At 71.3% G+C, this 22,365-nt stretch carries 23 protein-coding genes and 1 tRNA gene; 18 read left to right on the forward strand and 6 right to left on the reverse strand.

The window, feature by feature from the left end; all coding sequences use genetic code 11:
• Positions 1 to 96: 96 nt before the first annotated feature.
• A complete protein-coding gene (locus ACIPY8_RS06420) occupies positions 97 to 909 on the forward strand; it encodes an SGNH/GDSL hydrolase family protein (RefSeq protein ID WP_400816216.1) in 813 nt (270 codons plus the stop codon).
• On the opposite strand, the gene ACIPY8_RS06425 is transcribed toward ACIPY8_RS06420, so the two are convergent.
• Positions 878 to 2,125 carry an APC family permease gene (locus ACIPY8_RS06425; protein WP_400816217.1) on the reverse strand — a complete coding sequence of 416 codons (1,248 nt, stop codon included), beginning with the start codon at positions 2,123 to 2,125 and terminating at the stop codon, positions 878 to 880. The genes ACIPY8_RS06420 and ACIPY8_RS06425 overlap by 32 nt on opposite strands.
• A 58-nt stretch (positions 2,126 to 2,183) precedes the next feature.
• Positions 2,184 to 2,654: a DUF4442 domain-containing protein gene (locus tag ACIPY8_RS06430; protein WP_400816218.1), complete on the reverse strand. Its 471-nt coding sequence runs from the start codon at positions 2,652 to 2,654 to the stop codon at positions 2,184 to 2,186.
• Between the two features lie 114 nt (positions 2,655 to 2,768).
• Between ACIPY8_RS06430 and ACIPY8_RS06435 the strand changes: the two genes are divergently transcribed.
• The 10 genes from ACIPY8_RS06435 to ACIPY8_RS06480 all read left to right on the forward strand — a co-directional run bounded on the left by ACIPY8_RS06435 (position 2,769) and on the right by ACIPY8_RS06480 (position 12,270).
• Positions 2,769 to 3,188 carry a GntR family transcriptional regulator gene (locus ACIPY8_RS06435; protein ID WP_400816219.1) on the forward strand — a complete coding sequence of 140 codons (420 nt, stop codon included), beginning with the start codon at positions 2,769 to 2,771 and terminating at the stop codon, positions 3,186 to 3,188.
• The gene (locus ACIPY8_RS06440; RefSeq protein ID WP_400816220.1) at positions 3,185 to 4,210 is read left to right on the forward strand and encodes a DUF1648 domain-containing protein; all 1,026 of its coding nucleotides are present in this window, start codon (positions 3,185 to 3,187) and stop codon (positions 4,208 to 4,210) included. Before ACIPY8_RS06435 ends, ACIPY8_RS06440 begins: the two co-directional genes overlap by 4 nt.
• Positions 4,207 to 5,148, forward strand: a complete 942-nt coding sequence (locus tag ACIPY8_RS06445) for a lysostaphin resistance A-like protein (protein ID WP_400816222.1) — start codon at positions 4,207 to 4,209, stop codon at positions 5,146 to 5,148. The genes ACIPY8_RS06440 and ACIPY8_RS06445 overlap by 4 nt, the downstream gene beginning before the upstream one ends.
• 31 nt (positions 5,149 to 5,179) lie before the next feature.
• Positions 5,180 to 5,839 (forward strand): O-methyltransferase, encoded by a 660-nt coding sequence (locus ACIPY8_RS06450; protein WP_400816224.1) that lies wholly within the window; start codon positions 5,180 to 5,182, stop codon positions 5,837 to 5,839.
• Positions 5,840 to 5,938: 99 nt separating this feature from the next.
• Entirely contained in the window at positions 5,939 to 7,219 is a 1,281-nt protein-coding gene (gene eno, locus ACIPY8_RS06455; protein ID WP_400816226.1) for a phosphopyruvate hydratase, read from the forward strand.
• Between the two features lie 55 nt (positions 7,220 to 7,274).
• Complete coding sequence (locus tag ACIPY8_RS06460) at positions 7,275 to 7,814, forward strand: septum formation initiator family protein (protein WP_400816228.1); 540 nt, start codon at positions 7,275 to 7,277, stop codon at positions 7,812 to 7,814.
• 56 nt (positions 7,815 to 7,870) lie between these two features.
• On the forward strand, positions 7,871 to 8,413 hold the full coding sequence (locus tag ACIPY8_RS06465; RefSeq protein WP_400816230.1) for a DUF501 domain-containing protein: 543 nt from the start codon (positions 7,871 to 7,873) through the stop codon (positions 8,411 to 8,413).
• Positions 8,410 to 9,699: a S8 family serine peptidase gene (locus ACIPY8_RS06470; RefSeq protein ID WP_400816232.1), complete on the forward strand. Its 1,290-nt coding sequence runs from the start codon at positions 8,410 to 8,412 to the stop codon at positions 9,697 to 9,699. The genes ACIPY8_RS06465 and ACIPY8_RS06470 overlap by 4 nt, the downstream gene beginning before the upstream one ends.
• Positions 9,700 to 9,738: 39 nt before the next feature.
• Positions 9,739 to 11,220, forward strand: coding sequence for an NAD(P)/FAD-dependent oxidoreductase (locus ACIPY8_RS06475; RefSeq protein WP_400816234.1), 1,482 nt, complete (start codon positions 9,739 to 9,741; stop codon positions 11,218 to 11,220).
• Between the two features lie 279 nt (positions 11,221 to 11,499).
• Positions 11,500 to 12,270: a cation-transporting ATPase gene (locus ACIPY8_RS06480; protein WP_400816236.1), complete on the forward strand. Its 771-nt coding sequence runs from the start codon at positions 11,500 to 11,502 to the stop codon at positions 12,268 to 12,270.
• A 6-nt stretch (positions 12,271 to 12,276) separates the two neighbouring features.
• Here ACIPY8_RS06480 and ACIPY8_RS06485 read toward each other — a convergent pair whose 3' ends face one another.
• Entirely contained in the window at positions 12,277 to 13,059 is a 783-nt protein-coding gene (locus ACIPY8_RS06485; RefSeq protein WP_400816238.1) for an AraC family transcriptional regulator, read from the reverse strand.
• A gap of 160 nt (positions 13,060 to 13,219) precedes the next feature.
• Between ACIPY8_RS06485 and ACIPY8_RS06490 the strand changes: the two genes are divergently transcribed.
• From ACIPY8_RS06490 to ACIPY8_RS06505, 4 genes are read left to right on the forward strand one after another with little or no spacing between them, the layout of a single operon-like run.
• Positions 13,220 to 14,257, forward strand: coding sequence for an ABC transporter substrate-binding protein (locus tag ACIPY8_RS06490; protein ID WP_400816240.1), 1,038 nt, complete (start codon positions 13,220 to 13,222; stop codon positions 14,255 to 14,257).
• 1 nt (position 14,258) lies between these two features.
• Complete coding sequence (locus tag ACIPY8_RS06495) at positions 14,259 to 15,317, forward strand: FecCD family ABC transporter permease (protein WP_400816242.1); 1,059 nt, start codon at positions 14,259 to 14,261, stop codon at positions 15,315 to 15,317.
• On the forward strand, positions 15,314 to 16,357 hold the full coding sequence (locus ACIPY8_RS06500; protein ID WP_400816244.1) for a FecCD family ABC transporter permease: 1,044 nt from the start codon (positions 15,314 to 15,316) through the stop codon (positions 16,355 to 16,357). The genes ACIPY8_RS06495 and ACIPY8_RS06500 overlap by 4 nt, the downstream gene beginning before the upstream one ends.
• Positions 16,354 to 17,166, forward strand: a complete 813-nt coding sequence (locus ACIPY8_RS06505) for an ABC transporter ATP-binding protein (protein WP_400816246.1) — start codon at positions 16,354 to 16,356, stop codon at positions 17,164 to 17,166. The genes ACIPY8_RS06500 and ACIPY8_RS06505 overlap by 4 nt, the downstream gene beginning before the upstream one ends.
• Before the next feature lie 2 nt (positions 17,167 to 17,168).
• Here ACIPY8_RS06505 and ACIPY8_RS06510 read toward each other — a convergent pair.
• A tRNA-Leu gene (locus tag ACIPY8_RS06510) sits at positions 17,169 to 17,241 on the reverse strand.
• An 87-nt stretch (positions 17,242 to 17,328) separates the two neighbouring features.
• Between ACIPY8_RS06510 and ACIPY8_RS06515 the strand changes: the two genes are divergently transcribed.
• The 3 genes from ACIPY8_RS06515 (at position 17,329) to ACIPY8_RS06525 (ending at position 20,537) form a co-directional block, all read left to right on the forward strand.
• Positions 17,329 to 18,573: an alanine racemase gene (locus ACIPY8_RS06515; protein ID WP_400816248.1), complete on the forward strand. Its 1,245-nt coding sequence runs from the start codon at positions 17,329 to 17,331 to the stop codon at positions 18,571 to 18,573.
• Positions 18,570 to 19,883: a D-arabinono-1,4-lactone oxidase gene (locus ACIPY8_RS06520; RefSeq protein WP_400816250.1), complete on the forward strand. Its 1,314-nt coding sequence runs from the start codon at positions 18,570 to 18,572 to the stop codon at positions 19,881 to 19,883. Before ACIPY8_RS06515 ends, ACIPY8_RS06520 begins: the two co-directional genes overlap by 4 nt.
• 87 nt (positions 19,884 to 19,970) lie before the next feature.
• Positions 19,971 to 20,537 carry a LemA family protein gene (locus tag ACIPY8_RS06525; RefSeq protein ID WP_400816252.1) on the forward strand — a complete coding sequence of 189 codons (567 nt, stop codon included), beginning with the start codon at positions 19,971 to 19,973 and terminating at the stop codon, positions 20,535 to 20,537.
• Between the two features lie 16 nt (positions 20,538 to 20,553).
• Here ACIPY8_RS06525 and ACIPY8_RS06530 read toward each other — a convergent pair whose 3' ends face one another.
• Together ACIPY8_RS06530 and ACIPY8_RS06535 are read right to left on the reverse strand one after the other, a co-directional pair.
• Positions 20,554 to 21,033 carry a hypothetical protein gene (locus tag ACIPY8_RS06530; protein ID WP_400816254.1) on the reverse strand — a complete coding sequence of 160 codons (480 nt, stop codon included), beginning with the start codon at positions 21,031 to 21,033 and terminating at the stop codon, positions 20,554 to 20,556.
• The gene (locus ACIPY8_RS06535; protein WP_400816256.1) at positions 21,030 to 22,292 is read right to left on the reverse strand and encodes a winged helix-turn-helix domain-containing protein; all 1,263 of its coding nucleotides are present in this window, start codon (positions 22,290 to 22,292) and stop codon (positions 21,030 to 21,032) included. The genes ACIPY8_RS06530 and ACIPY8_RS06535 overlap by 4 nt, the downstream gene beginning before the upstream one ends.
• Positions 22,293 to 22,365: the final 73 nt, after the last annotated feature.

Consider the following 22,365-nt stretch of genomic DNA (forward strand, 5'->3'; position numbering starts at 1 on the left):
ATCCGCGTCCGGGCGGCGCGAAGTGCGACGGGAGCGCCTCCGATGCCTCGCAGACTCGTTCACGCGGCGTTCACGACGGTGGGGTCGAATCACACCATGCGTCGCCCGCACCTCGCCGTCCTCGCCGGGATCGGCGCCGCCGCCGCAACGGCGGTCTTCGGCATCCGGGCCGTGCTGACCCGCCAGTCCGCGATCGCCCGACGCCGCATCGGCAAACCGCTCGGCGAGGACTCCCTCGACGCCGATCGGGTCTGGCGGCGCGCCCTCGACGGCGAGCCCGTCGAGCTGCTCGTGCTCGGCGACTCGCTCGCGGCCGGACTCGGCGCGGAGCGACGCAAGGAGACCCTGGGCGGCCGCCTCGCGAAAGGGCTCGGCCGACGGCTGCATCGGCCGGTGCGGCTGCGGACCGGCGCGGTGGTGGGCTCGGAGTCGCCCGACCTCGACGGTCAGCTCGCGCTCCTGCCCTCGGGGTACGCGCCGGACGTCGCCGTGATCGTGGTCGGCGGCAACGACGTGACGCACCGGCTGCCGGTGTCGACCTCGACCCGGCATCTCCGTCAGGCGATCGACGAGCTGCGAACCCGTGGGGCGGAGGTGGTCGTGGGGACGTGTCCCGATCTCGGCGCGCTGCGACCCGTGCCGCAGCCGCTCCGCCGGCTCATCTCGAGTCTGTCCCGTCGGCTCGCGGAGGCGCAGACCGAGACCGCGCGCGAGGCGGGAGCCGTGCCCGTCGATCTGCGTCGAGCCGTCGGCCCGATGTTCCTCGACGACCCCGATGCGATGTTCAGCCTCGACCGGTTCCACCCGAGTCCGCTCGGCTACCGGCGCACGGCCGAGGCCCTGCTGCCGTCCGTGCTCCGTGCGGCGGAGATCGCGCTCAGCGCGCGGCGCGCTTCCGCGACGCGCTGAGGCGCAGCCGCACCGCACGGTAGATCACGCCGGCCACGACGACCGCCGTGCCGATGAGAGAGGCGAGCGCGGGCAGGGTGTTCACGAGCAGCAGGCACCCGAGCGCGCCCACCACCTGGAGCACGCGGGGATAGCGGCGCGCGGACCCGACCTGGCGGAAGGCCGCCGCGTTCGCGATGAGGTAGTACAGCAGCACGCCGAACGAGGAGAAGCCGATCGCGTCGCGCAGGTCGGCGACGAGCACGATGCCGATCACGACGAGACCGATCGCGATCTCGGCACGCTGCGGCACCTGCCACCTCTCGTCGACGCGCGCGAGCGCGGGTGGCAGGTCGGACTCCCTCGCCATCGCGAGCGTGGTCCTCCCGATCCCCGTCAGGAGCGCGAGCAGGGCGCCGAGGGAGGCTGTCGCGGCGGTGATGCGCACGACAGGTCCGAGCGCGGTCCACCCCGATGCGTCGAGCACATCGGCGAGGGGCGCGGGGCTCGCCACGGCATCGCCGCCGAGGGTCAGCACGACCGTGACCGCGACGAGCGTGTAGACGATCACGGCGCCGCCGAGGGCGAGGACGACGGCGCGAGGGATGGTGCGCGCCGGATCGACGACCTCCTCGCCCATGGTCGCGATGCGTGCGTAGCCGGCGAACGCGAAGAACAGGAGTCCCGCGCCCTGCAGCACTCCGTACGCCGTGGCCTCGGCGAGCGGCGGGGGAGCGGCGGTCGACGCCCCGCCCAGGCCGAGGGCGACGACGACGGCGAGGCCGAGCAGCGAGAGGGTCACGAGGATGCGGGTGAGCAGAGCCGTGCGGGTGATGCCGACGCAGTTCACCACCGTGAGCGCCGCGACCGCGATCACGGCCACCGGGATGCGCCAGCCCTCGGGTGCGGCGTAGGCGGCGAACGTCATGGCCATGGCCGCGCAGCTCGCGATCTTGCCGATCACGAAGCTCCACCCTGCGACGAATCCCCACCACGGGCCGATCTCGGCGCGCGCGTACGCGTAGGTCCCGCCGGCGACGGGGTGCGCGGCGGCGAGCTGCGCCGAGGAGGTCGCATTGCAGTACGCGACGACCGCCGCGATCGCGAGGGCGACGAGGATGCCGCTGCCCGCGACGCCGATCGCCGGCGCCCACACCGCGAAGACGCCGGCGCCGATCATCGATCCGAGACCGATCGCGACGGCGTCGGCGAGTCTCAGGCGGCGGGCGAGGGGCATCCCGTCATCGTGGCACGCGGGGGTGAACGAGCGGTGTCGACCGTCGACGTCGAGCCGGTCAGCCGCGCGCCGCGGTGACGCGCTTCTTCTCGCGCACGTAGACCTCGCGGCGCACGCGCGCGACGACGTCGCCCTGCGCGTCGGTGATCTCGGTCTCGAACCACTCGAGGACCTTGGCGCCTCCGCGGGCGCGCTCGCGCAGCTCCTCGGCCTTCTCTTGTGAGACGTCGAACTCCGCCGTGAGCACGCCGCGTCCCGGCTTGAGGAACTCGATCTCGCCGCGGGTGTCCCAGACGACGTGGTCGCGCCCGAGCTGATGCATCACGAGCATGAAGAAGTAGGGGTCGGTCATGGCCGACATCGATCCGCCGAAGGCCGTCTTGACGTAGTTGCGCGTGAAGACGTTGACGTGCAGCTCGACGGTCGCGTGCGTCCAGTCGTCGCTGAAGCGCCGGATGCGGATGCCGCTGAACAGGTTGGGGATCCACAGGCTCATGCCGATCGCGAGACGGCGGGGTGTCATGCGCATGAGGTCAGTGTCGGCCGAGAGCGATCCGCGACGGAATTCTTCTGGAGGTTGTCACAGTTGTTCTAGTTCTCCTAGAATTACTAATGCAGACGGGATTCAGGAGAGGAGGCGAGGATGCTCATCAGAGTCGACCCCGACAGCTCCCAGCCTCTGTACGACCAAGTGGCCGCCTCGATCCGGGCCGACCTCCTCTCCGGGGCACTCGTCCCCGGAGACCGCCTCCCCGCCGCGAGAGACGTCGCCGCGGCTCTGCTGATCAACCAGCACACCGTGCTGCACGCCTATCAGCGCCTGCGCGACGAGGGCCTCATCGACCTCCGACGCGGCCGCGGTGCCGTGATCTCCGCCTCGGCCGCCCCCTTGGCAGAGCTCGCGCAGGAGATCGACGGCCTCGTGCGACGCGCCGCAGCCCTCGGGGTCTCCGCCCACACCCTCGCGGGAATCGTCCGCTCCCACCGCGACGACCCGTCCGCCCCGCCGCGGGGCGCCGACCCATCCGCAGACACCACCGCTTCCGAGGAGGCCACGCCATGACCGACGGCTCCGCATCCGACTCCGCGCGACTGCGACGCGCGCGCCTCGTCTTCGTCCTCGTCGCCCTCGTCGTGCCGCTGCTCGTCACCGGCGTCGCGGCGAGCGTGATCGTGACCTGGCTGCCGTCGTTCCCCGAGCCCGTCGCCACGCACTGGGGGATCGACGGCGCCGACGGGTTCGGCCCCGCCGCCACCTACCTCTGGCTGGTGATCGGCGTCGGACTCGGCGTCCCGGTGCTCATGTCCGTGACGACGCTCGTCGCCGTGGGAGCGCACTGGGGAGGCGCCGCGCGTCTGATGGGCGCGATGTCCGCCGGGATGGCCGCTTTCGCGGTCGTCATGAGCCTGGGATCGCTGATGATCCAGCGCGACCAGACCGCGGAGCCCCCGGGCGTGGGCGGGGTTCTCGCGCTGTCGTTCGCCGCTCTGCTCGGCATCGGTGCGCTCGCCTGGCTCGTGCAGCCGCGCATCCGCGCCGAAGAGGGCAGAACCCTCGCGCCGCGCCGGGCCGTCCACGTCGAGCAGGGAGAGCGGGTGGTGTGGCTCGCGACCGTCACGATGCCGCGGGGCGCGCTCGTCTTCCTCGGTGTCGTGATGCTCGGCCTCGTCGCCCTGGCCGTGTACATGCTGACCGCCGGTGTCACCGGCGCGTGGATCGTCGTGGGGGTCGTCGTGGTGGTCGCTGCGGCGCTCGCCGCGACCATGTCGTACCGCGTGGGCGTGACACCCGAGGGGTTCTCCGCTCGGGCACTGCTCGGTCGACCCCGCATGGAGATCCCGGTCGCCGACATCACGGCTGTCCGCGCGGTCGACGTCTCGCCGTTCGGCGAGTTCGGAGGCTGGGGATGGCGGATCGCCGTCGACGGACGCACCGGCATCGTGATGCGCCGCGGGCCCGCGATCGAGGTCACCCGCCGCGACCGCCGTCCCTTCCTCGTCACGATCGACGGTGCGGAGGAGGCCGCAGCGCTGCTGCAGACCTACGTCGACGCGCACCAGGAGCCGAGGGAGGCGCGGTCGTGAGCGGCGAGGCCTTCGCGTCGCGACGCGTGCCGTGGTCGGCGGTGATCGCGTTCGTGCTGCTGGCCTGCGGGCTCGCCTGGCTCGTCGCGCTCCCGCTCTGGCTCGGTGCGGGGCTGGCCGAGCCGCTGTCGTGGCTCGTCCTCGTCGTGATGATGCTCACGCCGACCGTGGCGACGCTGATCGTGACCTTCGCGCTGCGCTCGCCTCCCCGCAGCGAACGGCTCCGATTCCTCGGTCTCTGGCCCTTGCGGCCGGCGAGACGCGTGATCGGACTCCTGGTCGTGGGATGGCTCGTGCCGCCGGTGGTCGTGGTGCTCAGCGTCCTCGTCGCCGCCGGGCTCGGGTTCATCCGGCTCGATCTCGCGTTCTCCGCATACGCCGCCCAGATCGAGGCCGCGGTTCCGGCCGGCACGCCGCTGCCCCCGATCGGCCTGCTCGTGCTCTCGCAGTTCGCCATGATCCCGCTCGCCGCGCTCGTCAACAGCATCCCGGCTCTGGGCGAGGAGCTCGGCTGGCGCGGGTGGCTGCTTCCCGCGCTCCGCCCGCTCGGCATCTGGCCCACGCTGCTCGTCAGCGGCGTGATCTGGGGACTGTGGCACTCGCCCGTGATCCTGCTCGGCTACAACTTCGGCCGCACCGACGCGACGGGCGTGCTCCTCATGGTCGCGGGCTGCGTGCTGTGGGGCGTACTGCTCGGATGGCTGCGCCTGCGCTCGGAGTCCGTCTGGCCGGCGGTCGTCGCCCACGGGTCGCTCAACGCCTCCGCGTCACTGGTCGTGCTCGTGTCGGCGACGCAGCCCGACATGGCGCTCGCCGGGCCGCTCGGTGTCGCCGGTTGGATCGTCACGGGCGCGGTGATCATGGTGCTGCTGCTCACGGGGGCCTTCCGCCCACGTCCCGAACCCGTGGCTGCGTCGGAGCGCGTTCCGGCCTCTTGACCCCGGCGGGCGCGCGGGGTTGGCTGAGGGCATGGACTCCACACCCGCCTCCTGGTCGAACGCCGACGCCTACCTCGCCGACGTGCTGGTCGGGCACGACCCCGACCTCGAGGCGGCGCTGGCCGCACAGCGCGAGGCCGGCCTGCCGGAGATCGAGGTCGCGCCCGTCGGAGGCAAGCTGCTGAACCTGCTCGCCCGCATCAGCGGTGCACGCCGCGTGCTCGAGATCGGCACCCTGGGCGGATACTCCACGATCTGGCTCGCGCGGGCCGTGGGGCCCGAGGGGCGCGTCGTGACGGTGGAGGCCGAGGCCGACAACGCCGCCGTCGCACGGACGAGCATCGACGCGGCCGGCGTCGGCGAGCGGGTCGACATCCGCATCGGCCGGGGCGCCGACGTGCTCCCGACGCTCGTGGGCGGCTTCGACCTCGTGTTCATCGACGCCGACAAGGAGTCCAACACGATCTACCTCGACTGGGCCGCGAAGCTCGGTCATCCCGGCACGGTGATCGTGCTCGACAACATCGGCCGCGAGGGGGAGATCGTGCGCGAGGACTCGACGGACCCGAAGGTCGTCGGCACGCGCGAGGGACTGCGGATGCTGGGGGAGGACCCGCGCTTCGACGCGACCGCGCTGCAGACCGTGGGGGTCAAGGGATGGGACGGCGTCGCGATCGCCGTCGTGGTGTGAGCGGACGATCCGACCTCGGGCGGCGGACCTCGGCGGGCTAGACTGGGCGCGGATCGACGACGCTCCACACACCCTTCTCTCTGAACAAGGAGCACATCAGTGGCACTGATCGAGGCTGTAGGCGCACGCGAGATTCTCGACTCGCGCGGAAACCCGACCGTCGAGGTGGAGGTGCTCCTCGATGACGGCGTCGTCCAGCGGGCCGCCGTCCCCTCCGGTGCATCCACCGGTGCGTTCGAGGCGTACGAGCTCCGCGACGGCGACAAGAGCCGCTACGCAGGCAAGGGCGTCCTGAAGGCCGTCGAGGCGGTCATCGACGAGCTCGGCCCGGCCCTCGAGGGCGTCGAGGCGAGCGAGCAGCGCATCGTCGACGAGATCCTCATCGAGACCGACGGCACCGAGAACAAGCAGCGCACCGGTGCGAACGCCATCCTCGGCGTGAGCCTCGCGGTGGCGAAGGCCGCGGCCGACTCGGCCGACCTGCCGCTGTTCCGCTACCTCGGCGGACCCAACGCGCACGTGCTGCCCGTCCCGCTCTTCAACGTGATCAACGGCGGCGAGCACGCCGACAACGGCATCGACATGCAGGAGTTCTTCCTCGCCCCGATCGGCGCCGAGACCTACTCGGAGTCGCTCCGCTGGGGTGTCGAGACCTACCACGTGCTGCGCAGCGAGCTGAAGGCCGCCGGCTACGCGACCGGCCTCGGCGACGAGGGCGGCTTCGCCCCCGACCTGCCCAGCAACCGCGAGGGCCTCGACTTCCTCGTCAAGGCCATCGAGAAGGCGGGCTTCACGCCCGGCACCGACATCGCCCTCGGCCTCGACGTCGCCGCGACCGAGTTCTTCTCCGACGGCGTGTACCGCCTCGACAACAAGGACTGGACCGGCCCCGAGCTGATCGAGTACTACCAGGGACTCGTCAACGACTTCCCGATCGTCACGATCGAGGATGCGCTCGCCGAGGACGACTGGGACAACTGGAAGCTCCTCACCGACGCACTGGGCTCGAAGGTGCAGCTCGTCGGCGACGACCTGTTCGTCACCAACCCGGCCCGCCTGGCCGACGGCATCAAGCGCGGCGTCGCGAACTCGCTGCTCGTCAAGGTGAACCAGATCGGCACGCTCACCGAGACGTTCGACGCGGTCAGCCTCGCGCAGCGCTCGGGCTACACGGCGATGCTGTCGCACCGTTCGGGCGAGACCGAGGACACCACGATCGCCGACCTCGTCGTCGCGACGAACGCGGGTCAGATCAAGGCGGGTGCGCCTGCCCGCAGCGAGCGCGTCGCGAAGTACAATCAGCTTCTGCGCATCGAGGAGGAGCTGGGCGACGCCGCGGTGTTCGCCGGCCGCTCCGCGTTCCCCCGCTACCAGGGCTGAGCGCAGCTGACGACGATTCACCAGACCCTCGAGGTCTGAACCCGGAGGAGGAGCCGTGGCACGACGACCGGCTCCTCCTTCGGCGTCTCCGCGCGGGACGCGTGCGGCCGAGTCCGCTGAGAGACAGCGATCCACGCGTCCGCGCGGCAGCGCGACCGAGCGCCGCGTCGACGTGCGGGAATGGGCGTCCGGCATCCGGCTCTCGGCGTTCTCCGTCATCATGCTCTCGCTCGTGGTCCTCGGCGCCTGGGTGCTCGTGCCCACGCTCGGGACCTACATCGACCAGCGCCAGAAGATCGCGGCGCTCGAGCAGTCGATCCAGGTCTCCGAGGAGCAGATCACCGCGCTCGAGAAGGAGCGCGCGCGCTGGGACGACCCGGCGTACATCACCACGCAGGCGCGCGAGCGCCTCTACTACGTCAAGCCCGGCGAGGTCGTGTTCCTCGTCGACAACGACCTCGACCCGGCCGCCCTCCCTCAGGAGCAGGGTCCGGTGAGCGACACGCTCGAGGAGACGCCGACGGATTGGATGCCGCAGCTGCTGCGCTCCCTGACGTCCGCCGGCCTGAGCGACACGGCCGTCGCTCCGCGCTGACCGCCGCGCGGGCGTTCTCGGAGCATCGGCGCCGGGCGCTCCCGTACGCTTGGGGGGTGACCACGCCGCCCTATCCCGCCCCCACGTCCGCCGAGCTCGCCGTGGTGTCCGCCCAGCTGGGTCGCCCGGCGCGCGGCGTCGTCGGCATCGCGGCGCGCTGCGCCTGCGGCAACCCGACCGTGGTCGCGACGACGCCCCGTCTCCCCGACGGCACGCCGTTCCCGACGTTCTACTATCTGACCCACCCCGGCGCGACCGCGGCGATGTCGACCCTCGAGGCCACGCAGGTCATGCCCGAGCTCGCGGCGCTCCTCGAGGAGGACGACGACGTCCGCGCGGCCTACCGTGCGGCGCACGAGGCGTACCTCGCCGACCGCGCGCAGTTCGGCGACGTCTCCGAGATCGATGGGATCTCCGCGGGGGGAATGCCCACCCGCGTCAAGTGCCTGCACGCGCTCGCCGGTCACGCCCTCGCGGCCGGCCCCGGGGTGAACCCCATCGGAGACCGCGCGCTCGCGCGCTCCACGTGGTCGCCCGAGGTCTGCCGGTGCGACGAGCCGGGAGCGGCGCTGCGCGACGTCGAGGCGACCTCGTCATGAGCCCCGTGCGGGTGCTGCGCACCACCGTCGCCGCGGCGACGGTCGTGGCATCCGTGCTGCTGCTGGGAGCCGCCACAGCGCCGCCCGTGCCGGACGACCCGCAGGATCCCACCCGCGCCGCCGAGTACTGGCTCGACGGAGCCCGCATCCGCGAGGCCTGGCAGACGACCCGCGGCGAGGGGGTCACCATCGCCGTGATCGACACCGGGATCGGCAAGGTCCCCGGCGTGTTCGACGAGGCCGTGATCGGCGGGACCGACGTCTCGGGCACCGGCACCGCCGACGGTCGCACCCCGCTCGGCGCGGTGGACGGCAATCACGGCTCCTGGGTCGCGTCGCTCGCGGCCGGACGCGGCGCCGCCGACGGCACCGGCATGATCGGCGTCGCACCGGAGGCGAACCTCCTGTCGATCTCGGTCGGCTTCGGCGCGGCCGCGGCCGTGCCCTTCACGGAGCAGGTCGCGAAGGCCATGCGATGGGCCGTGGACAACGGCGCCGACATCATCAACCTGTCGTTCACCACGAACACACTGGACTGGGACCGGAGCTGGGACGACGCGTTCCTCTATGCCTTCGAGCACGACGCGGTCGTCGTGGTGGCCGCGGGCAATCGCGGCAGCGGCACCGACATGATCGGCGCACCGGCCACGATTCCCGGCGTGCTCACCGTCGGGGGAGTGGACCAGACCGGCACGGCGAGCATCGAGGCGTCGACGCAGGGCATCACGATCGGCATCTCGGCCCCGAGCGAAGGGCTGCTCGGGGTCTCGGCCGACGGCAAGATCGTGTCCTGGCGCGGCACCAGCGGCGCCGCGCCGATCGTCGCCGGCATCGCCGCGCTCATCCGCTCGGCGCACCCCGACCTCGATGCGGCCAACGTCATCAACCGCATCATCCGGACCGCGATCCCGGTCGAGGGGATGTCGGGAACCCCCGATCCGCTCTACGGCTACGGTCTGATCGACGCGCAGGCGGCTGTGACGGCCGACGTCCCGAAGGTCGACGCGAACCCGATGGGGGACCTGGCCGAGTGGGTGCGCCTGTATCGACGGGCCCAATCCGCCCCGCAGCCCGAGCCGACCGCGACCCCGGTCGAGATCCCGCCGCTGCCCGCCGCCGACGCGCCGTCCGATCCCGGTTCACCGCTGCTTCCCAGTGCCGAGTCGCTGCGCTACGGTACCCTGCCGCTCATCGCACTCACAGTCCCTGGTATCCTGATAGCGCTTGGCGTCACCGCAGCCGCTCGGCGCATCCGATCGGCGCGCTCTCGCACGCCACATTCCTGACTCCCGAGGAGTTGTCCCCCTGTGCCTCAGAACAGCACTGTGCCCAAGATTCTGATCGTCGGTGGAGGCTACGCAGGCTTCTACACCGCGTGGAAGCTGGAGAAGCACCTTCGCAAGGGTGAAGCAGACGTCACCATGGTCGATCCGCTGCCGTACATGACGTACCAGCCGTTCCTCCCCGAGGTGGCCGCAGGCTCGATCGAGGCGCGCCACTCGGTCGTCGCGCACCGCCGCCACCTCAAGAGCACCCACGTGCTCACGGCGAAGGTCACGGGCATCAACCACGCCGAGAAGGTCGCGACGATCACGCCTCCGCTCGGCGAGCCGTACGAGTTCGCCTACGACCAGATCGTCGTCACGGCGGGCGCCGTGTCGCGCACGTTCCCGATCCCGGGCATCGCCGACAACGCGATCGGTCTCAAGACGATCGAGGAGGCCGTCGCGATCCGCGACCGCCTGATGTCGAACTTCGACAAGGCCGCGTCGCTGCCCGCCGGTCCCGAGCGCGACCGTCTGCTGACCGTCGTCGTCGTCGGCGGCGGCTTCGCCGGCATCGAGGTCTTCGCCGAGCTCCGCTCGCTCGCCTCGTCGCTGGTGGGCAAGTACCCGCAGATCAGCTTCGAGGACACGCACTTCCACCTCATCGAGGCGATGGGCCGCATCATGCCCGAGGTCTCGCTGCAGACGAGCGAGTGGGTCCTCAAGGACCTCGCGAAGCGCGGCGCCAACGTGCACCTCGACACGCAGCTCACGAGCGCCGTCGGCGGCGACGTCGAGCTCTCGACCGGCGAGGTCATCCCGACCGACCTCATCGTCTGGACCGCGGGCGTCATGGCCAACCCCACCGTCGTCCGCGGAGGCGACCTCCCGATCGAGGAGCGCGGGCGCATCCAGACCCGCGCCGACCTCCGCGTCGGCACGCCCGAGGCCTTCGTCGAGGGTGCCTGGGCCGCCGGTGACGTCTCGGCCGTCCCCGACCTCTCCGGAGGCGGCGTCGGCGGCTTCTGCGTGCCCAACGCGCAGCACGCCGTGCGTCAGGCGAAGCTCCTCGCGAAGAACCTCGTCGCGGTCCTGCGCGGTGAGGACCCCAAGGAGTACTTCCACAAGAACCTGGGCGCTGTCGCGGGTCTCGGCCTGTACAACGGCGTCTTCCAGTCCGGCAAGATCGCTCTCAAGGGGTTCGTCGCCTGGGTCGCGCACCGCGGCTACCACGGCCTCGCGATGCCGACGTGGGAGCGCAAGTTCCGCGTGCTGTGGGGCTGGTGGAACAACCTGTGGCTGGGCCGCGACCTCGTGAACCTCGAGACCGTGCAGAACCCGCGGTACGTGTTCGAGGAGTTCGCCGCACGTCCGCGTCCGGCCGCCGACGCCCCGGCTCCGGCTGCGCCCGCCGCCAAGGCCGAGGCCCCGGTCAAGCCCGCCGCCAAGAAGCCGGCCGCGAAGAAGCCTGCGGCCAAGAAGCCGGTCACCGACACGGCGTCGGCGGACAAGGCTCCGGCCGAGACGGCAGCCGCGAAGTAGGCATCGCTCGCACGAACGCCCCGATTCCTCCCGGAGCCGGGGCGTTCGTCGTTCCCCGCGGCGGGCTCGCACCGGGTTCATAGGCGCGCCGGATAGCGTGTGCGATGCACGGGGAGTACTCCCAGCTGCGGTGAGGTCGTCACTACGGACATGTCGTCATGTCCCGGCCCGCCGGCCCGCGAGGGTGGAGGAGACCGGGCGTCCGCACCGACGCGGACTGCCGCGGACCCTCGACCCGACTCCCCGGCCGTCCGCTCCTCACACGAAGGAGCCGCCATCATGGGAAAGCTCGACCGTCTCTTCGGAATGGCCGCGAAAGCGCTCGATCTCGACGGAGGGGATCGCCGGGACCGGGACCAGCGCGCCGACCGCCCTGCCGCGCACGACCGGTACGCGCCGCCGTCCGCGCACGACCGGTACGCCCCGCCGCCCGCACCGGGTACGCGGCATCGCGCCGCGGCGGGCACGGACACGGACCGCGCGGCGATCGCGCGCTACGACTACCTCCTGCAGACCGCGGATCCGCACCGTGTCGAGGAGATCCACCGCGAAGCCTTCGCGCGACTCACGCCGGAGCAGCGCACGCAGGTGCAGCACCGGATGAACGCCGAGCTCGATCCGCGGGAGCGGCCGTCGTCGTCCTCGGCCGACGACCTCGCGCGCGCCGCCGGTCGCACCGAGGCCGCGCGCCCCGGCCGCATGCGCGGTCTGCTCTCGCGCGTCGGCGGCTTCGGTGCCGCCGGCGTCGTCGGGGGAGCGGCGGTGGGCGCGCTCGGTGTCGTGGCCGTCGGGGCCGTCGGTAGCGCGGTCGCCGGGCCTCTGCTCGCACAGGCGGCCGGACTCGGCGTCGACTTCGACGCGTTGGCACAAGGCGTCGATCTCGAGGCGATCGCGAGCGGACTCGGCGCCGAAGACCTCGCCGGTGCGGCTGAAGGGTTCATGGGAACGGCCGGAGAGACGGTGTCCGGTCTCGGCGACACGGCGGGCGAGTGGGGCCAGAAGCTCGGCGACCTCGGCATCCCGGGCCTCGGAGATCTGTTCGGGCGGTGACCCGTCTCAGATCGCCGTCCGGCGCGTCGTCGCGCCGGACGCGCGCCTCTTGGCCCTGATGTAGCTCGCGGGGGTGCTCCCGAAGACCTGCCGGAAGGCCTTGATGAAGCCGGTGGCGGTCGCGTATCCGGTGAGCTCGGCCGTCTCGTGCACCGAATGCCCGGCCGAGAGGAGGCGCTCGGAGCCGTAGATGCGTGCGCGCGTGCGCCAGCCGGTGAAGGTCAGCCCGGTATCGTTCTGGAACGCGCGATGCAGCGTTTTCGTGCTCACCCCCAGCTCGTGCGCCCACTGCGCGAGATCCCGATCGTCCTGCGGGTCGTCGAGGATCGCCTCCGCCACCGCTCGCGCGCGGACGTCCACGGGCACGGCCAGGGCGTCGTAGCTCTCCTCCGTCGTGGTGAGGATCTCGCGCAGGAGCAGCAGGGACGCCTCCAGCCGGGCACCCGGGACGTCGCTCGCGCACAGGCTCCGCACGAGGGGTCCGGCCACCGGATCGACGGGGAGGACCAAGGGGCGGGTCCACCTCTCCTGCGAGGGCCTGAGCGAGGGGTCGAGGTAGAGGCTGAACATCTCCTCGGCGCCGACCATGTGCATCTCGTGTTCCGCCAGTGCGGGGATCCACGCGAAGTGATCCCCGTGCAGGTGCCAGCGCGAGTCACCGGCGCGGATGCGCGCTCCGCCGGGGATCCACGCGAGCTGATCCGCGTCATGCGAATGCGGTTCGAAGTACGCGTCCGGGAGCACGATCTCGTGATGGGCCTCGAGTTTCTCGTATGTCCGTCCAGGCACAGTCGGATGGTCCTTCCCGCAGATGATCGCTTTCAATAGTCCTCAACGGACGCACGTGGGGCGATCGAAGATGATCGGCGTCCCCTCCGGACGATAGCAAATTAGGTAAGCCTTTACTATGTTGGTGCCTCGTCACCCGTGCTCTTTCCCGAGGAGAACCATGCCCCGCCCGTTCACGCGCGCCCTCGTCGCGCTCGCCGCCGCCGTCCTCACTGCTTCGTCGCTCACGGCCTGCGCGGCCGCAGGGAACGCCGACGAGGCGGCCGGCGCCGGGCAGGGCTCCGACGCCTACCCGCTCACGATCGAGCACGCCTACGGCGAGACCACCGTCACCGAGAAGCCGGAGCGCATCGTCACGCTGGGCTGGTACTCCCAGGACGTAGTCGCGGCACTGGGCGAGGTCCCGGTCGGCGTCGAGGACTTCAGCTGGGGGAACGTCGACACCTACCTTCCGTGGTTCGCCGACAAGGTCGAGGCGCTCGGGGGAGAGCTGCCCGAGATCATCCCGTTCACGGATGCCGGCGAGTACGACTTCGAGCAGATCCTCGCGCTCGCCCCCGACGTGATCCTCGCGAACCATTCCGGCATCAGCGAGACCGAGTACCAGCGACTGACCGAGATCGCCCCGACGGTCGCGTTCGCGGAGTCGATGTGGGCGTCGGATCGCGACGAGCTGACCCTCACGATCGGATCCGTGCTCGACAAGGAGGACGAGGCCCAGCAGCTGCTCGACGACGCGGACGCTGCGATCTCTGCCGCCGCAGAGGCGCATCCGGAGTTCCAGGGCGTCGTGTTCACCTACGGATGGTTCCTCGGCGAGGGCGAGACCTCGCTCGGGCTGTACCTGCCGCGGGATCCCCGCGTCCCGCTCATCGAGCAGCTGGGCTTCACCGGATCGGCCGACGTCGCGGCCCTGGAGAGCACCACCGACGAGTTCTTCGCGGAGGTCAGTCTGGAGGAGGTCGGCGACATCGAGTCGCAGTTCCACATCGGATGGGCCAACACGCCGGAGGACGTCGCACACACGGTGGGCGACCCGCTGATCTCCCGGTGGTCGCCGATCGCCGCGGGCTCGTACTACTTCTTCGAGGACCAGCGCCTCGGCTGGGCGACCACGGCGCCCAGCGTCCTGAGCATCCCGGCGACCATCGACGACCTCGCCGACGCGCTGGCCGGCGCGGTCCCTGTCGCCGACTGAGGTGTCGACGGTCTCCCCCCGGGCCGCGGAGCGTCGTGCGACATCCCGCGGCCCGGCGTCCGCCGGCTCGGCGGCACGCTGGGCCGGGCTCCCGGTCGCGGTGCTCGTGCTCGGCCTTGCCGTGTTGCTCAGCCTGATGGTGGGGGCGAAAGCTCTGTCCCCGGACACGGTCCTGTCGGCGCTGTTCGATGCGGACGGATCCGACGTGCAGGCGATCGTGCGCGACTCCCGGCTCCCGCGCACCGTGGTCGGACTCGTCGTCGGCCCGGCGCTCGGCGTCTGCGGTGCCCTGATCCAGGCCTTCACCCGCAATCCGCTCGCCGATCCCGGCATCCTCGGCGTCAACGCCGGCGCGACGTTCGCTGTCACGATCGGCGTCGGTCTGCTCGGGATCCGCGGACCTCTCGTCTACGTGTGGTTCGCCCTGGCCGGTGCGCTCGTCGTCACCCTGGTCGTGTACCTGATCGGCGCGACGGGACCGCGCGGTCCGTCGGCCGGTCGCATGACGCTGGCGGGTGTCGCGATCGGCGCCGTCCTCAGCGGGGTCACCTCGATCGTGATGCTGAAGAACATGGAGGTGTTCAGCACCCTCCGGTTCTGGGGACTGGGCAGTCTGGGCGGCCGTGACGAGGCCGCCGTCGCGATCATCGCGCCGTTCCTCGCGGTGGGGCTCCTGATCTCGTTCCTCATCGCCCGGCCGCTCAACGCGATCGCGCTGGGAGACGACCTCGGCCGCACGCTCGGTGCGGGGCTGGTGCGCACCCGGGTGTGGGCCGTCGTCGGCGTGACCGTCCTGGCCGGCGGTGCGACGGCGCTGGCCGGTCCGATCGCGTTCATCGGCCTCATGGTGCCGCATGCCGTGCGCTGGTTCACGGGACCCGATCAGCGCTGGATCATCGTCTACTCGGCACTCGTCGCCCCCAGCATGCTGCTGCTGTCCGACGTCATCGGCCGCGTGGTGCTGCCATCGGGAGAACTGCAGGTGAGCATCGTGACCGCCGTCGTCGGAGCCCCGATCCTCGTCCTGCTGGCGCGTCGGAGGAAGGTGAGCGGCCTGTGAGCGCAGTCTCGGCCGACGAACGACCGCGCCTGATCGCCGTCCGCATCGGCGCGGGGATCTGGCGGGTGGAGCGACGGACCGTCCTCTTCCGGTGCCTGCTCGCGGTGCTCGTCCTGCTCCTGGGCGTCGCCGCGCTCACGATCGGCACCTTCTCTCTGGACCTGTCGCAGGTCGTCTCCGTGCTCGGCGGCGGCGGGGAAGAGTCGGTGCGCAAACTCGTGATGGACTGGCGCCTGCCGCGGGTGCTGTTCGCCGTCCTCGGCGGTGCCGCGCTGGGCGTGAGCGGTGCGATCTTCCAATCGCTGACCCGCAATCCCCTCGGCAGTCCGGATGTCATCGGCTTCGATGCCGGCTCGTACACGGGCGCTCTCATCGTGATGCTCGTCGTGGGCAGCGTGTCGTACTCCTTCATCGCCGCCGGGGCGGTGCTGGGCGGTGTGGCGACGGCCCTCGTGGTCTACATCCTCGCGTATCGCCGCGGCATCCAGGGCTTCCGCTTCATCATCGTCGGGATCGGCGTCTCGGCGTTCCTCGTCGGGATCAACGGCTACCTCCTGATCAGCTCGGGAGCCCAGGAGGCCCGAGCCGCGGTCGCCTGGGGCTTCGGCTCGTTCTCGGCGCTCGGGTGGACGCAGCTCGTGCCGTTCGCGCTGGTGCTCGCCGTCATCCTGCCGCTCGTCGCTGCCGCGCGGCGTCCGTTCGCTCAGCTCGAGCTCGGCGACGACGCCGCGAAGGCGCTCGGAGTCGGGGTCGAACGCACCCGTCTCGTCGTGACGGTGCTGGGCGTCGCGCTGACCGCCGTCGTCACGGCCGCTGCCGGTCCGATCGCGTTCGTCGCCCTCGTGGCGCCGCAGGTCGCGCGCCGTCTGGTGCGTGCACCGGGGCTCGACCTGACCAGCGCGGGAATCATGGGGGCGCTCCTGCTGCTCGCCTCCGACTTCATCGGGCAGCGGATCGACATCACCGTGGGGCTCGTCACGGTCGTGCTCGGCGGAGGCTACTTCGCCTGGCTGCTCATCAGAGAGGGGCTCCGTCGATGACCGACACCGCCACCAGTCGCCTGCACACCTCCGAGGTCACGATCGGCTACGAGCGTCGGGTCATCTCCTCGGAGCTCTCCGTGGCGATCCCCGATGGATCCTTCACGGTCATCGTCGGACCGAACGCCTGCGGCAAGTCCACGCTGCTCCGTGCGCTCTCGCGTCTCCTCGTCCCGACAGCGGGCACGGTGCTGCTCGACGGGCGCTCCATCCACCAGTACCGGGCGAAGGAGGTGGCGAGGAGGGTCGGGCTGCTCCCGCAGACCTCCGCCGCCCCCGACGGCATCCGCGTCGCCGATCTCGTGGCCAGGGGGCGCTACCCGCATCAGTCGCTCCTGCGGGCCTGGTCGGACGATGACGATCGCGCGGTCGAGGACGCCATGCAGGCCACCGGGATCGCGGAGCTGTCGGGCCGACTGGTCGACGAACTCTCCGGAGGCCAGCGCCAGCGCGTGTGGGTCGCCATGGCGCTCGCGCAGCAGACGTCGATCCTGCTCCTCGACGAGCCGACCACGTTCCTCGACATCGCGCACCAGATCGAGCTGTTGGAGCTCTTCACCGATCTGCACGAATCGGGCAGCACTCTCGTCGCCGTGCTGCACGATCTCAACCACGCGGCGCGGTACGCCACGCATCTGATCGCCATGAAGGACGGCTCGGTGCGCGCCGAAGGAGCACCCGCCGACATCCTGACCGCCGAGCTCGTCGAGGAGGTCTTCGGCCTGCCCTGCGTGGTCGTCCCCGATCCTGTGACCGGCAAGCCGAGCGTGGTGCCGATCGGGCGGGACCGCCCTGCACGGCGCACATGACGTGCCCCCGCTGGGACTCGAACCCAGACTGAAGCGATTTTAAGTCGCCTGCCTCTGCCATTGGGCTACGGGGGCGCGACCGACAGCCTACTGCGAGGATCCTCGTGCGACTCGGTCCCGTGCGGGGTGATTCCGAGTACGGCGAGGCCGTATGGTGGGGGAGTGCTCGACCTCACCGCCGACCTGAGCCCCGCTTCCGACCGCGCCGTCGCCCCCGCCTGGCAGGATCCTGCGCGCTATTGGCCGCGCCTGTCCGCGGCCACCGGACACCTGCCCGCCCCCGTCGCCGTGATCGATCGGGAGGCGCTGCGACACAACGCCCTCGACCTGCTCGTGCGCGCCGGCGGCCTGCCCATCCGGGTCGCCTCGAAGTCGGTGCGCGTGCGGGCCGTGCTCGACGCCGTCCTCGCGCTGCCCGGTTACCGCGGCATCCTCGCGTTCACCCTCGACGAGGCTCTGTGGCTCGCCGAGACCCACGACGACATCGTGCTCGGGTATCCGACCGTCGACCGGGCCGGCCTCGCGCGGCTGTTCGCCTCGGAGGAGGCGGCGCAGCGGATCACCCTGATGGTCGACGACCCCGCGCACCTCGATGTCGTCGACAGCGTGGCGGCGCCCGGTGGTCGCCCCGAGATCCGGGTGGCGATCGACGCCGACGCCTCCCTGCGATCCGCTGCGCTCGGGCACATCGGCGTACGCCGCTCGGCGCTGTTCACCGCGGGCGAGGTCGCGGCATTCGCGCGGACGATCCTGCGACGTCCCGGTTTCCGGCTCGTCGGCCTGCAGATGTACGAGGCGCAGATCGCCGGGCAGGGTGACGCCGCCGGACCGGACGCGCCCCTCATCCGCCTCGTCCAGGCCCGGTCGCGCGCCGAGCTGCGTGAGCGACGCGCTGCGATCGTGGCCGCGCTCTCGGAGGTCGCGCACCTGGAGTTCCTGAACGGCGGCGGTACCGGGTCGCTCGAATTCACGGGAAGCGACGAATCGCTCACCGAGGCGAGCGCGGGCAGCGGGCTGCTGGGCGGGCACCTGTTCGACGGCTACCGGTCGTTCCGTCCCGCTCCGGCATCCGCCTTCGCGTTCGACGTCGTACGGCGCCCCGCGCGCGACATCGCGACCGTGCTCGGCGGGGGCTGGATCGCATCCGGACCCCCGCTCGCCTCCCGCCAGCCGCTTCCGGCCTGGCCGGAGGGGCTGCGCACCCTGCCCCGTGAGGCCGCCGGAGAGGTGCAGACGCCGCTGCAGGGACCGAACGCCGCGCTGCTCGGGGTCGGGGACCGTGTGTGGTTCCGCCACTCGAAGAGCGGGGAGCCGGCCGAGCGCATCGAGCGCTACCACGTGGTGTCGGGGGACGAGATCGTCGACGAACTGCCGACGTATCGCGGCGAAGGCAAGGCCTTCCTGTGACGCGGATCGGCGGAACCTGGCAGAACTGGGGACGTTCGGCGCAGGTCAAACCGCTGCGTGTCGAGCGTCCGCGGAGCGCCGAGGGGGTGCAGCGAGCCGTCCAGGCGGCGGTGGCCCACGGGCTCGGCGTCAAGGCCGTCGGCGCGGGACACAGCTTCACCGGCATCGCGATCGCCCCGGGTGTCCTTCTCGAGCTCGACGACCTGCAGGGCCTGGTCTCCGCGGATGCGGGGACCGGACGTGTGACGCTGCTCGCCGGCACGCGGCTGCATCGCATCCCCAGGCTGCTCGCTCCGTACGGGCTCGCCATGGAGAACCTCGGCGACATCGACCGGCAGTCGATCGCCGGAGCGATCTCCACCGGAACGCACGGCACGGGCGCGCGCTTCGGCGGCCTCGCGACGCAGGTCGTGGGACTCACCCTCGTGACAGCGGCGGGGGAGTTCCTCCGCATCGACGAGCAGCGGAACCCCGAGATGCTCCCGGCGGCGGCGCTGGGGCTCGGTGCGCTCGGCATCCTCGTCGACGTCACCCTGCAATGCGTGCCCGCGTTCGTGCTGCAGGCCGTCGACGAGCCGGCGCCGCTCGACGATGTTCTGTCGACCCTCGACGCCAGGGTCGCGGGATCGGATCACTTCGAGTTCTACTGGTTCCCGCATACGGACGTGGCACTCACCAAGCGGCAGACGCGGATGCCGGAGTCGACACGTCGTGAGCCGCTGCCCGCCGTCGGCCGGTGGGTCGACGAAACGCTCCTCTCGAACGGGCTGTACCGCGCCGTGTGCGCGACAGCGCAGGTCGTTCCCGCGATCACGCCGCCGTTCAGTCGGCTGGCCGTGCGGGTGACCGGGGATCGCCGGTACACCGACCTGTCCCACCGCGTGCTCACGCAGAGTCGCACCGTGCGGTTCCGCGAGATGGAGTACGCGCTCCCCGCGGAGAACGTCGTGCCGGCCTTCCACGCCGTGCGCGCCCTGATCGAGCGGCGGGGGTGGCGGATCGAGTTCCCGATCGAGGTGCGATTCGCGGCAGCGGACGATCGCTGGCTCTCGACCGCGCACGGACGCGAGAGCGGCTACATCGCCGTGCACCGCTACTGGCGTGCCGACCAGACCGAGTACTTCGAAGCCGTCGAGCAGATCATGCGCGAGTACGACGGTCGGCCCCACTGGGGCAAGCTTCACACGCTCACCGCGGATCAGCTGCGCGAGAGCTATCCGCGCTTCGGAGACTTCGTCGAGCTCCGGGACCGACTCGATCCGGACCGGGTGTTCTCGAACCCGTATCTCGACCGGGTGCTCGGCGCCTGACACGGAGCGATCCGACCGCGCCGCACCCAGTCGACGCGCAGACAGCGCCGATAGGATGGGACAAACACGAGGAAGGGTGGGCCTCTCATGGAATGGCTCGTGCCGGTACTGATCGTCGTCGGCGTGATCCTGCTGGTGGGGATCTATCTCTGGGCGACGTACAACTCGCTGGTGCAGCTGAACGTCCGCGTCGACGAGGCGTGGAGCGGCATCACGGTGCAGCTCAAGCGACGGGCCGACCTCATCCCGAACCTCATCGAGACGGTCAAGGGCTACGCCTCGCATGAGAAGGCGGTCTTCGAGAACGTCACGCGTGCGCGTGCCGAGACCCTCTCGGCCGACGGGCCGGGCGAGGCGGGCATCGCCGAGGGCCACCTGCAGCAGGCGCTGCGCAGCCTCTTCGCGGTCGCCGAGGCGTACCCGCAGCTCCAGGCGAGCCAGAACTTCCTCCAGGTGCAGCAGGCGCTGGTCGACACCGAGGACAAGATCCAGGCCGCGCGCCGGTTCTACAACGGCGGCGTGCGCGAGCTCAACACCAAGATCAAGGTCTTCCCGAACAACCTGTTCGCCAAGGGACTGGGATTCACCGAGCGCGAGTTCTTCGAGGTCGCCGACAGCGGTGCGATCTCCGAGCCGCCGCGCGTCCAGTTCTGACCCGAGCCGTTTCGCCTCACCAGACGGAGACGACGATGCCGTCGTCCGTGTCCTCGATGCCTCCGCGCACGCTCCAGGTGTCTGTCCGATAGGTCTCGGTGCGCGCCGTGCCGTCCTGGCCCGTACCCGTGCCGGTCGCCACGAGGACTCCGCCGTCGGCCGTGAAGCCGTCGTCCCCGGTGAGCGCGAGATCGGGCATCCGATCGATGCGGAACCGCACGTCGGTGACACTCGCGAACTCCGCGCCCCAGGGGATGCGGATCCCGCAGGCTTCCGGCAGCACGCCGCTCGGGGCGCCCGCGGCCGTGCACTCCTCCAGGTGCGCCTCGAGCGCGGCCTGCGCATCCGCGGCCACGTCATGCGTCGCCGCGGCGGAGGGCGTCGGAGTACGCGCGGGGGCTGAGTCTCCCGGCATCGTCAGCCACATCAGCAACGCACCGGCGGCGAGGAGCGTGACGACCGCACCGCCGACGATCCATCCGACGCGCCTGCTCATGCGACCTGCTCCCGCGCATGGACGTGACGACGCACCGAGGCGCTCGGCAGCGCGGTGAGGACGTCGTGCAGGGCATCGGCCGCCGTGCCCCACCCCGATACCGAGACATGCTCGAGTCCTTGCCAGGATGCCGCGAGAGCGAGCTGCTCCGCGATCCGGCCGGCGTCGTCGACCGGCCGTGCCTGGGGCTCCCACCACGCCGACTGCACCTGCAGGGTCGACGATGCGCGGTCGGCCTTCAGATCGACGCGCGCCACAACCCGATCGCCCACGAGCACCGGGAGCGAGTAGTACCCGAAACGACGTTTCTCGGCGGGGACGTAGATCTCGATGCGGTAGTCGAGATCGAAGGCGCGGAGCGCCCGGTCGCGGAACCACACGACCGGATCGAACGGCGTGAGGAGCGCCGCGGCCTCGATGCGGCGGGGGAGTCCCGCGTCGCGGTGGCGCCAGGCCTTGAGGGGGCGTCCGCCGCGCTCCCATCCCCGCACCTGCACGGGGAGGAGTTCGCCGGCATCGACCAGGTCGGCGATCGATTGCGCCACAGCTGCGCGGTCGCGGATGCGGTAGTAGTCGGCCAGATCGGACTGCGTCGCGACGCCGGACGACCGCGCCGCGCGGCGCACGAGCTCTCGTATCGCCTCCGACCGTGGGACCTCCCGCGAGCGGATCGCGTCCGGGATGACGTCCTCCGCCAGCGCGTACGTGCGCTCGAAGCCCGTCCGGCCGCTGATCGCGACGTCGCCCGTGCGCCACAGGTGCTCGAGCGTGAGCTTCACGTCATCCCAGTCCCACCACGTCCCGCGCTCGCGCGGGGCGTCGGCGCGCAGGTCTGCGGGTCGCAGGGGGCCGCGGGCCCGGAGCTCGTCCTGCACCCAGGCGAGCGTTCGCGGGTTCTGGCTCGGCCACGAGTCGGGGCTCGCCCAGCGCTCGCGGAAGCGATCCATGCGGAACCGCCAGAGCGGCCAGTCGTCGATCGGGATGAAGGTGGCCTCGTGCGCGAGGTACTCGACGTAGTGCGTGGTGCGCGACAGGAAGACGCGGTCGAGCAGCGCGGGGTCGTAGCTGCCGAGACGCGAGAACAACGGCATGTAGTGCGATCGGGCGAAGACGTTCACCGAATCGATCTGGAGCACGCCGAGCCGGTCCATCACGCGGTGGATGTGGCGCGCGGCGGGCACGGCCGGGCGGGCGCGGGAGAACCCCTGGGCGCCCAGCGCGATGCGGCGCGCCTGAGCGGAGCTGAGCGTGTCGGTCACGCCGCCAGCGTATCCCCGGCCTCCGACATCCTGCGTCTCACCGTCGGGCGCGCGGAGCCGAGCGCCGTAGACT

It is taken from the genome of Microbacterium sp. NPDC089696 (assembly GCF_044749125.1).
Classification (GTDB): domain Bacteria; phylum Actinomycetota; class Actinomycetes; order Actinomycetales; family Microbacteriaceae; genus Microbacterium.

Coding starts and splice junctions, on each gene's coding strand:
- ACIPY8_RS06420 (WP_400816216.1), top strand. CDS start 97: ATGCGTCGCCCGCACCTCGCCGTCCTCGCCGGGATCGGCGCCGCCGCC.
- ACIPY8_RS06425 (WP_400816217.1), bottom strand. CDS start 2,125: ATGCCCCTCGCCCGCCGCCTGAGACTCGCCGACGCCGTCGCGATCGGT.
- ACIPY8_RS06430 (WP_400816218.1), bottom strand. CDS start 2,654: ATGCGCATGACACCCCGCCGTCTCGCGATCGGCATGAGCCTGTGGATC.
- ACIPY8_RS06435 (WP_400816219.1), top strand. CDS start 2,769: ATGCTCATCAGAGTCGACCCCGACAGCTCCCAGCCTCTGTACGACCAA.
- ACIPY8_RS06440 (WP_400816220.1), top strand. CDS start 3,185: ATGACCGACGGCTCCGCATCCGACTCCGCGCGACTGCGACGCGCGCGC.
- ACIPY8_RS06450 (WP_400816224.1), top strand. CDS start 5,180: ATGGACTCCACACCCGCCTCCTGGTCGAACGCCGACGCCTACCTCGCC.
- ACIPY8_RS06470 (WP_400816232.1), top strand. CDS start 8,410: ATGAGCCCCGTGCGGGTGCTGCGCACCACCGTCGCCGCGGCGACGGTC.
- ACIPY8_RS06480 (WP_400816236.1), top strand. CDS start 11,500: ATGGGAAAGCTCGACCGTCTCTTCGGAATGGCCGCGAAAGCGCTCGAT.
- ACIPY8_RS06490 (WP_400816240.1), top strand. CDS start 13,220: ATGCCCCGCCCGTTCACGCGCGCCCTCGTCGCGCTCGCCGCCGCCGTC.
- ACIPY8_RS06505 (WP_400816246.1), top strand. CDS start 16,354: ATGACCGACACCGCCACCAGTCGCCTGCACACCTCCGAGGTCACGATC.
- ACIPY8_RS06525 (WP_400816252.1), top strand. CDS start 19,971: ATGGAATGGCTCGTGCCGGTACTGATCGTCGTCGGCGTGATCCTGCTG.
- ACIPY8_RS06530 (WP_400816254.1), bottom strand. CDS start 21,033: ATGAGCAGGCGCGTCGGATGGATCGTCGGCGGTGCGGTCGTCACGCTC.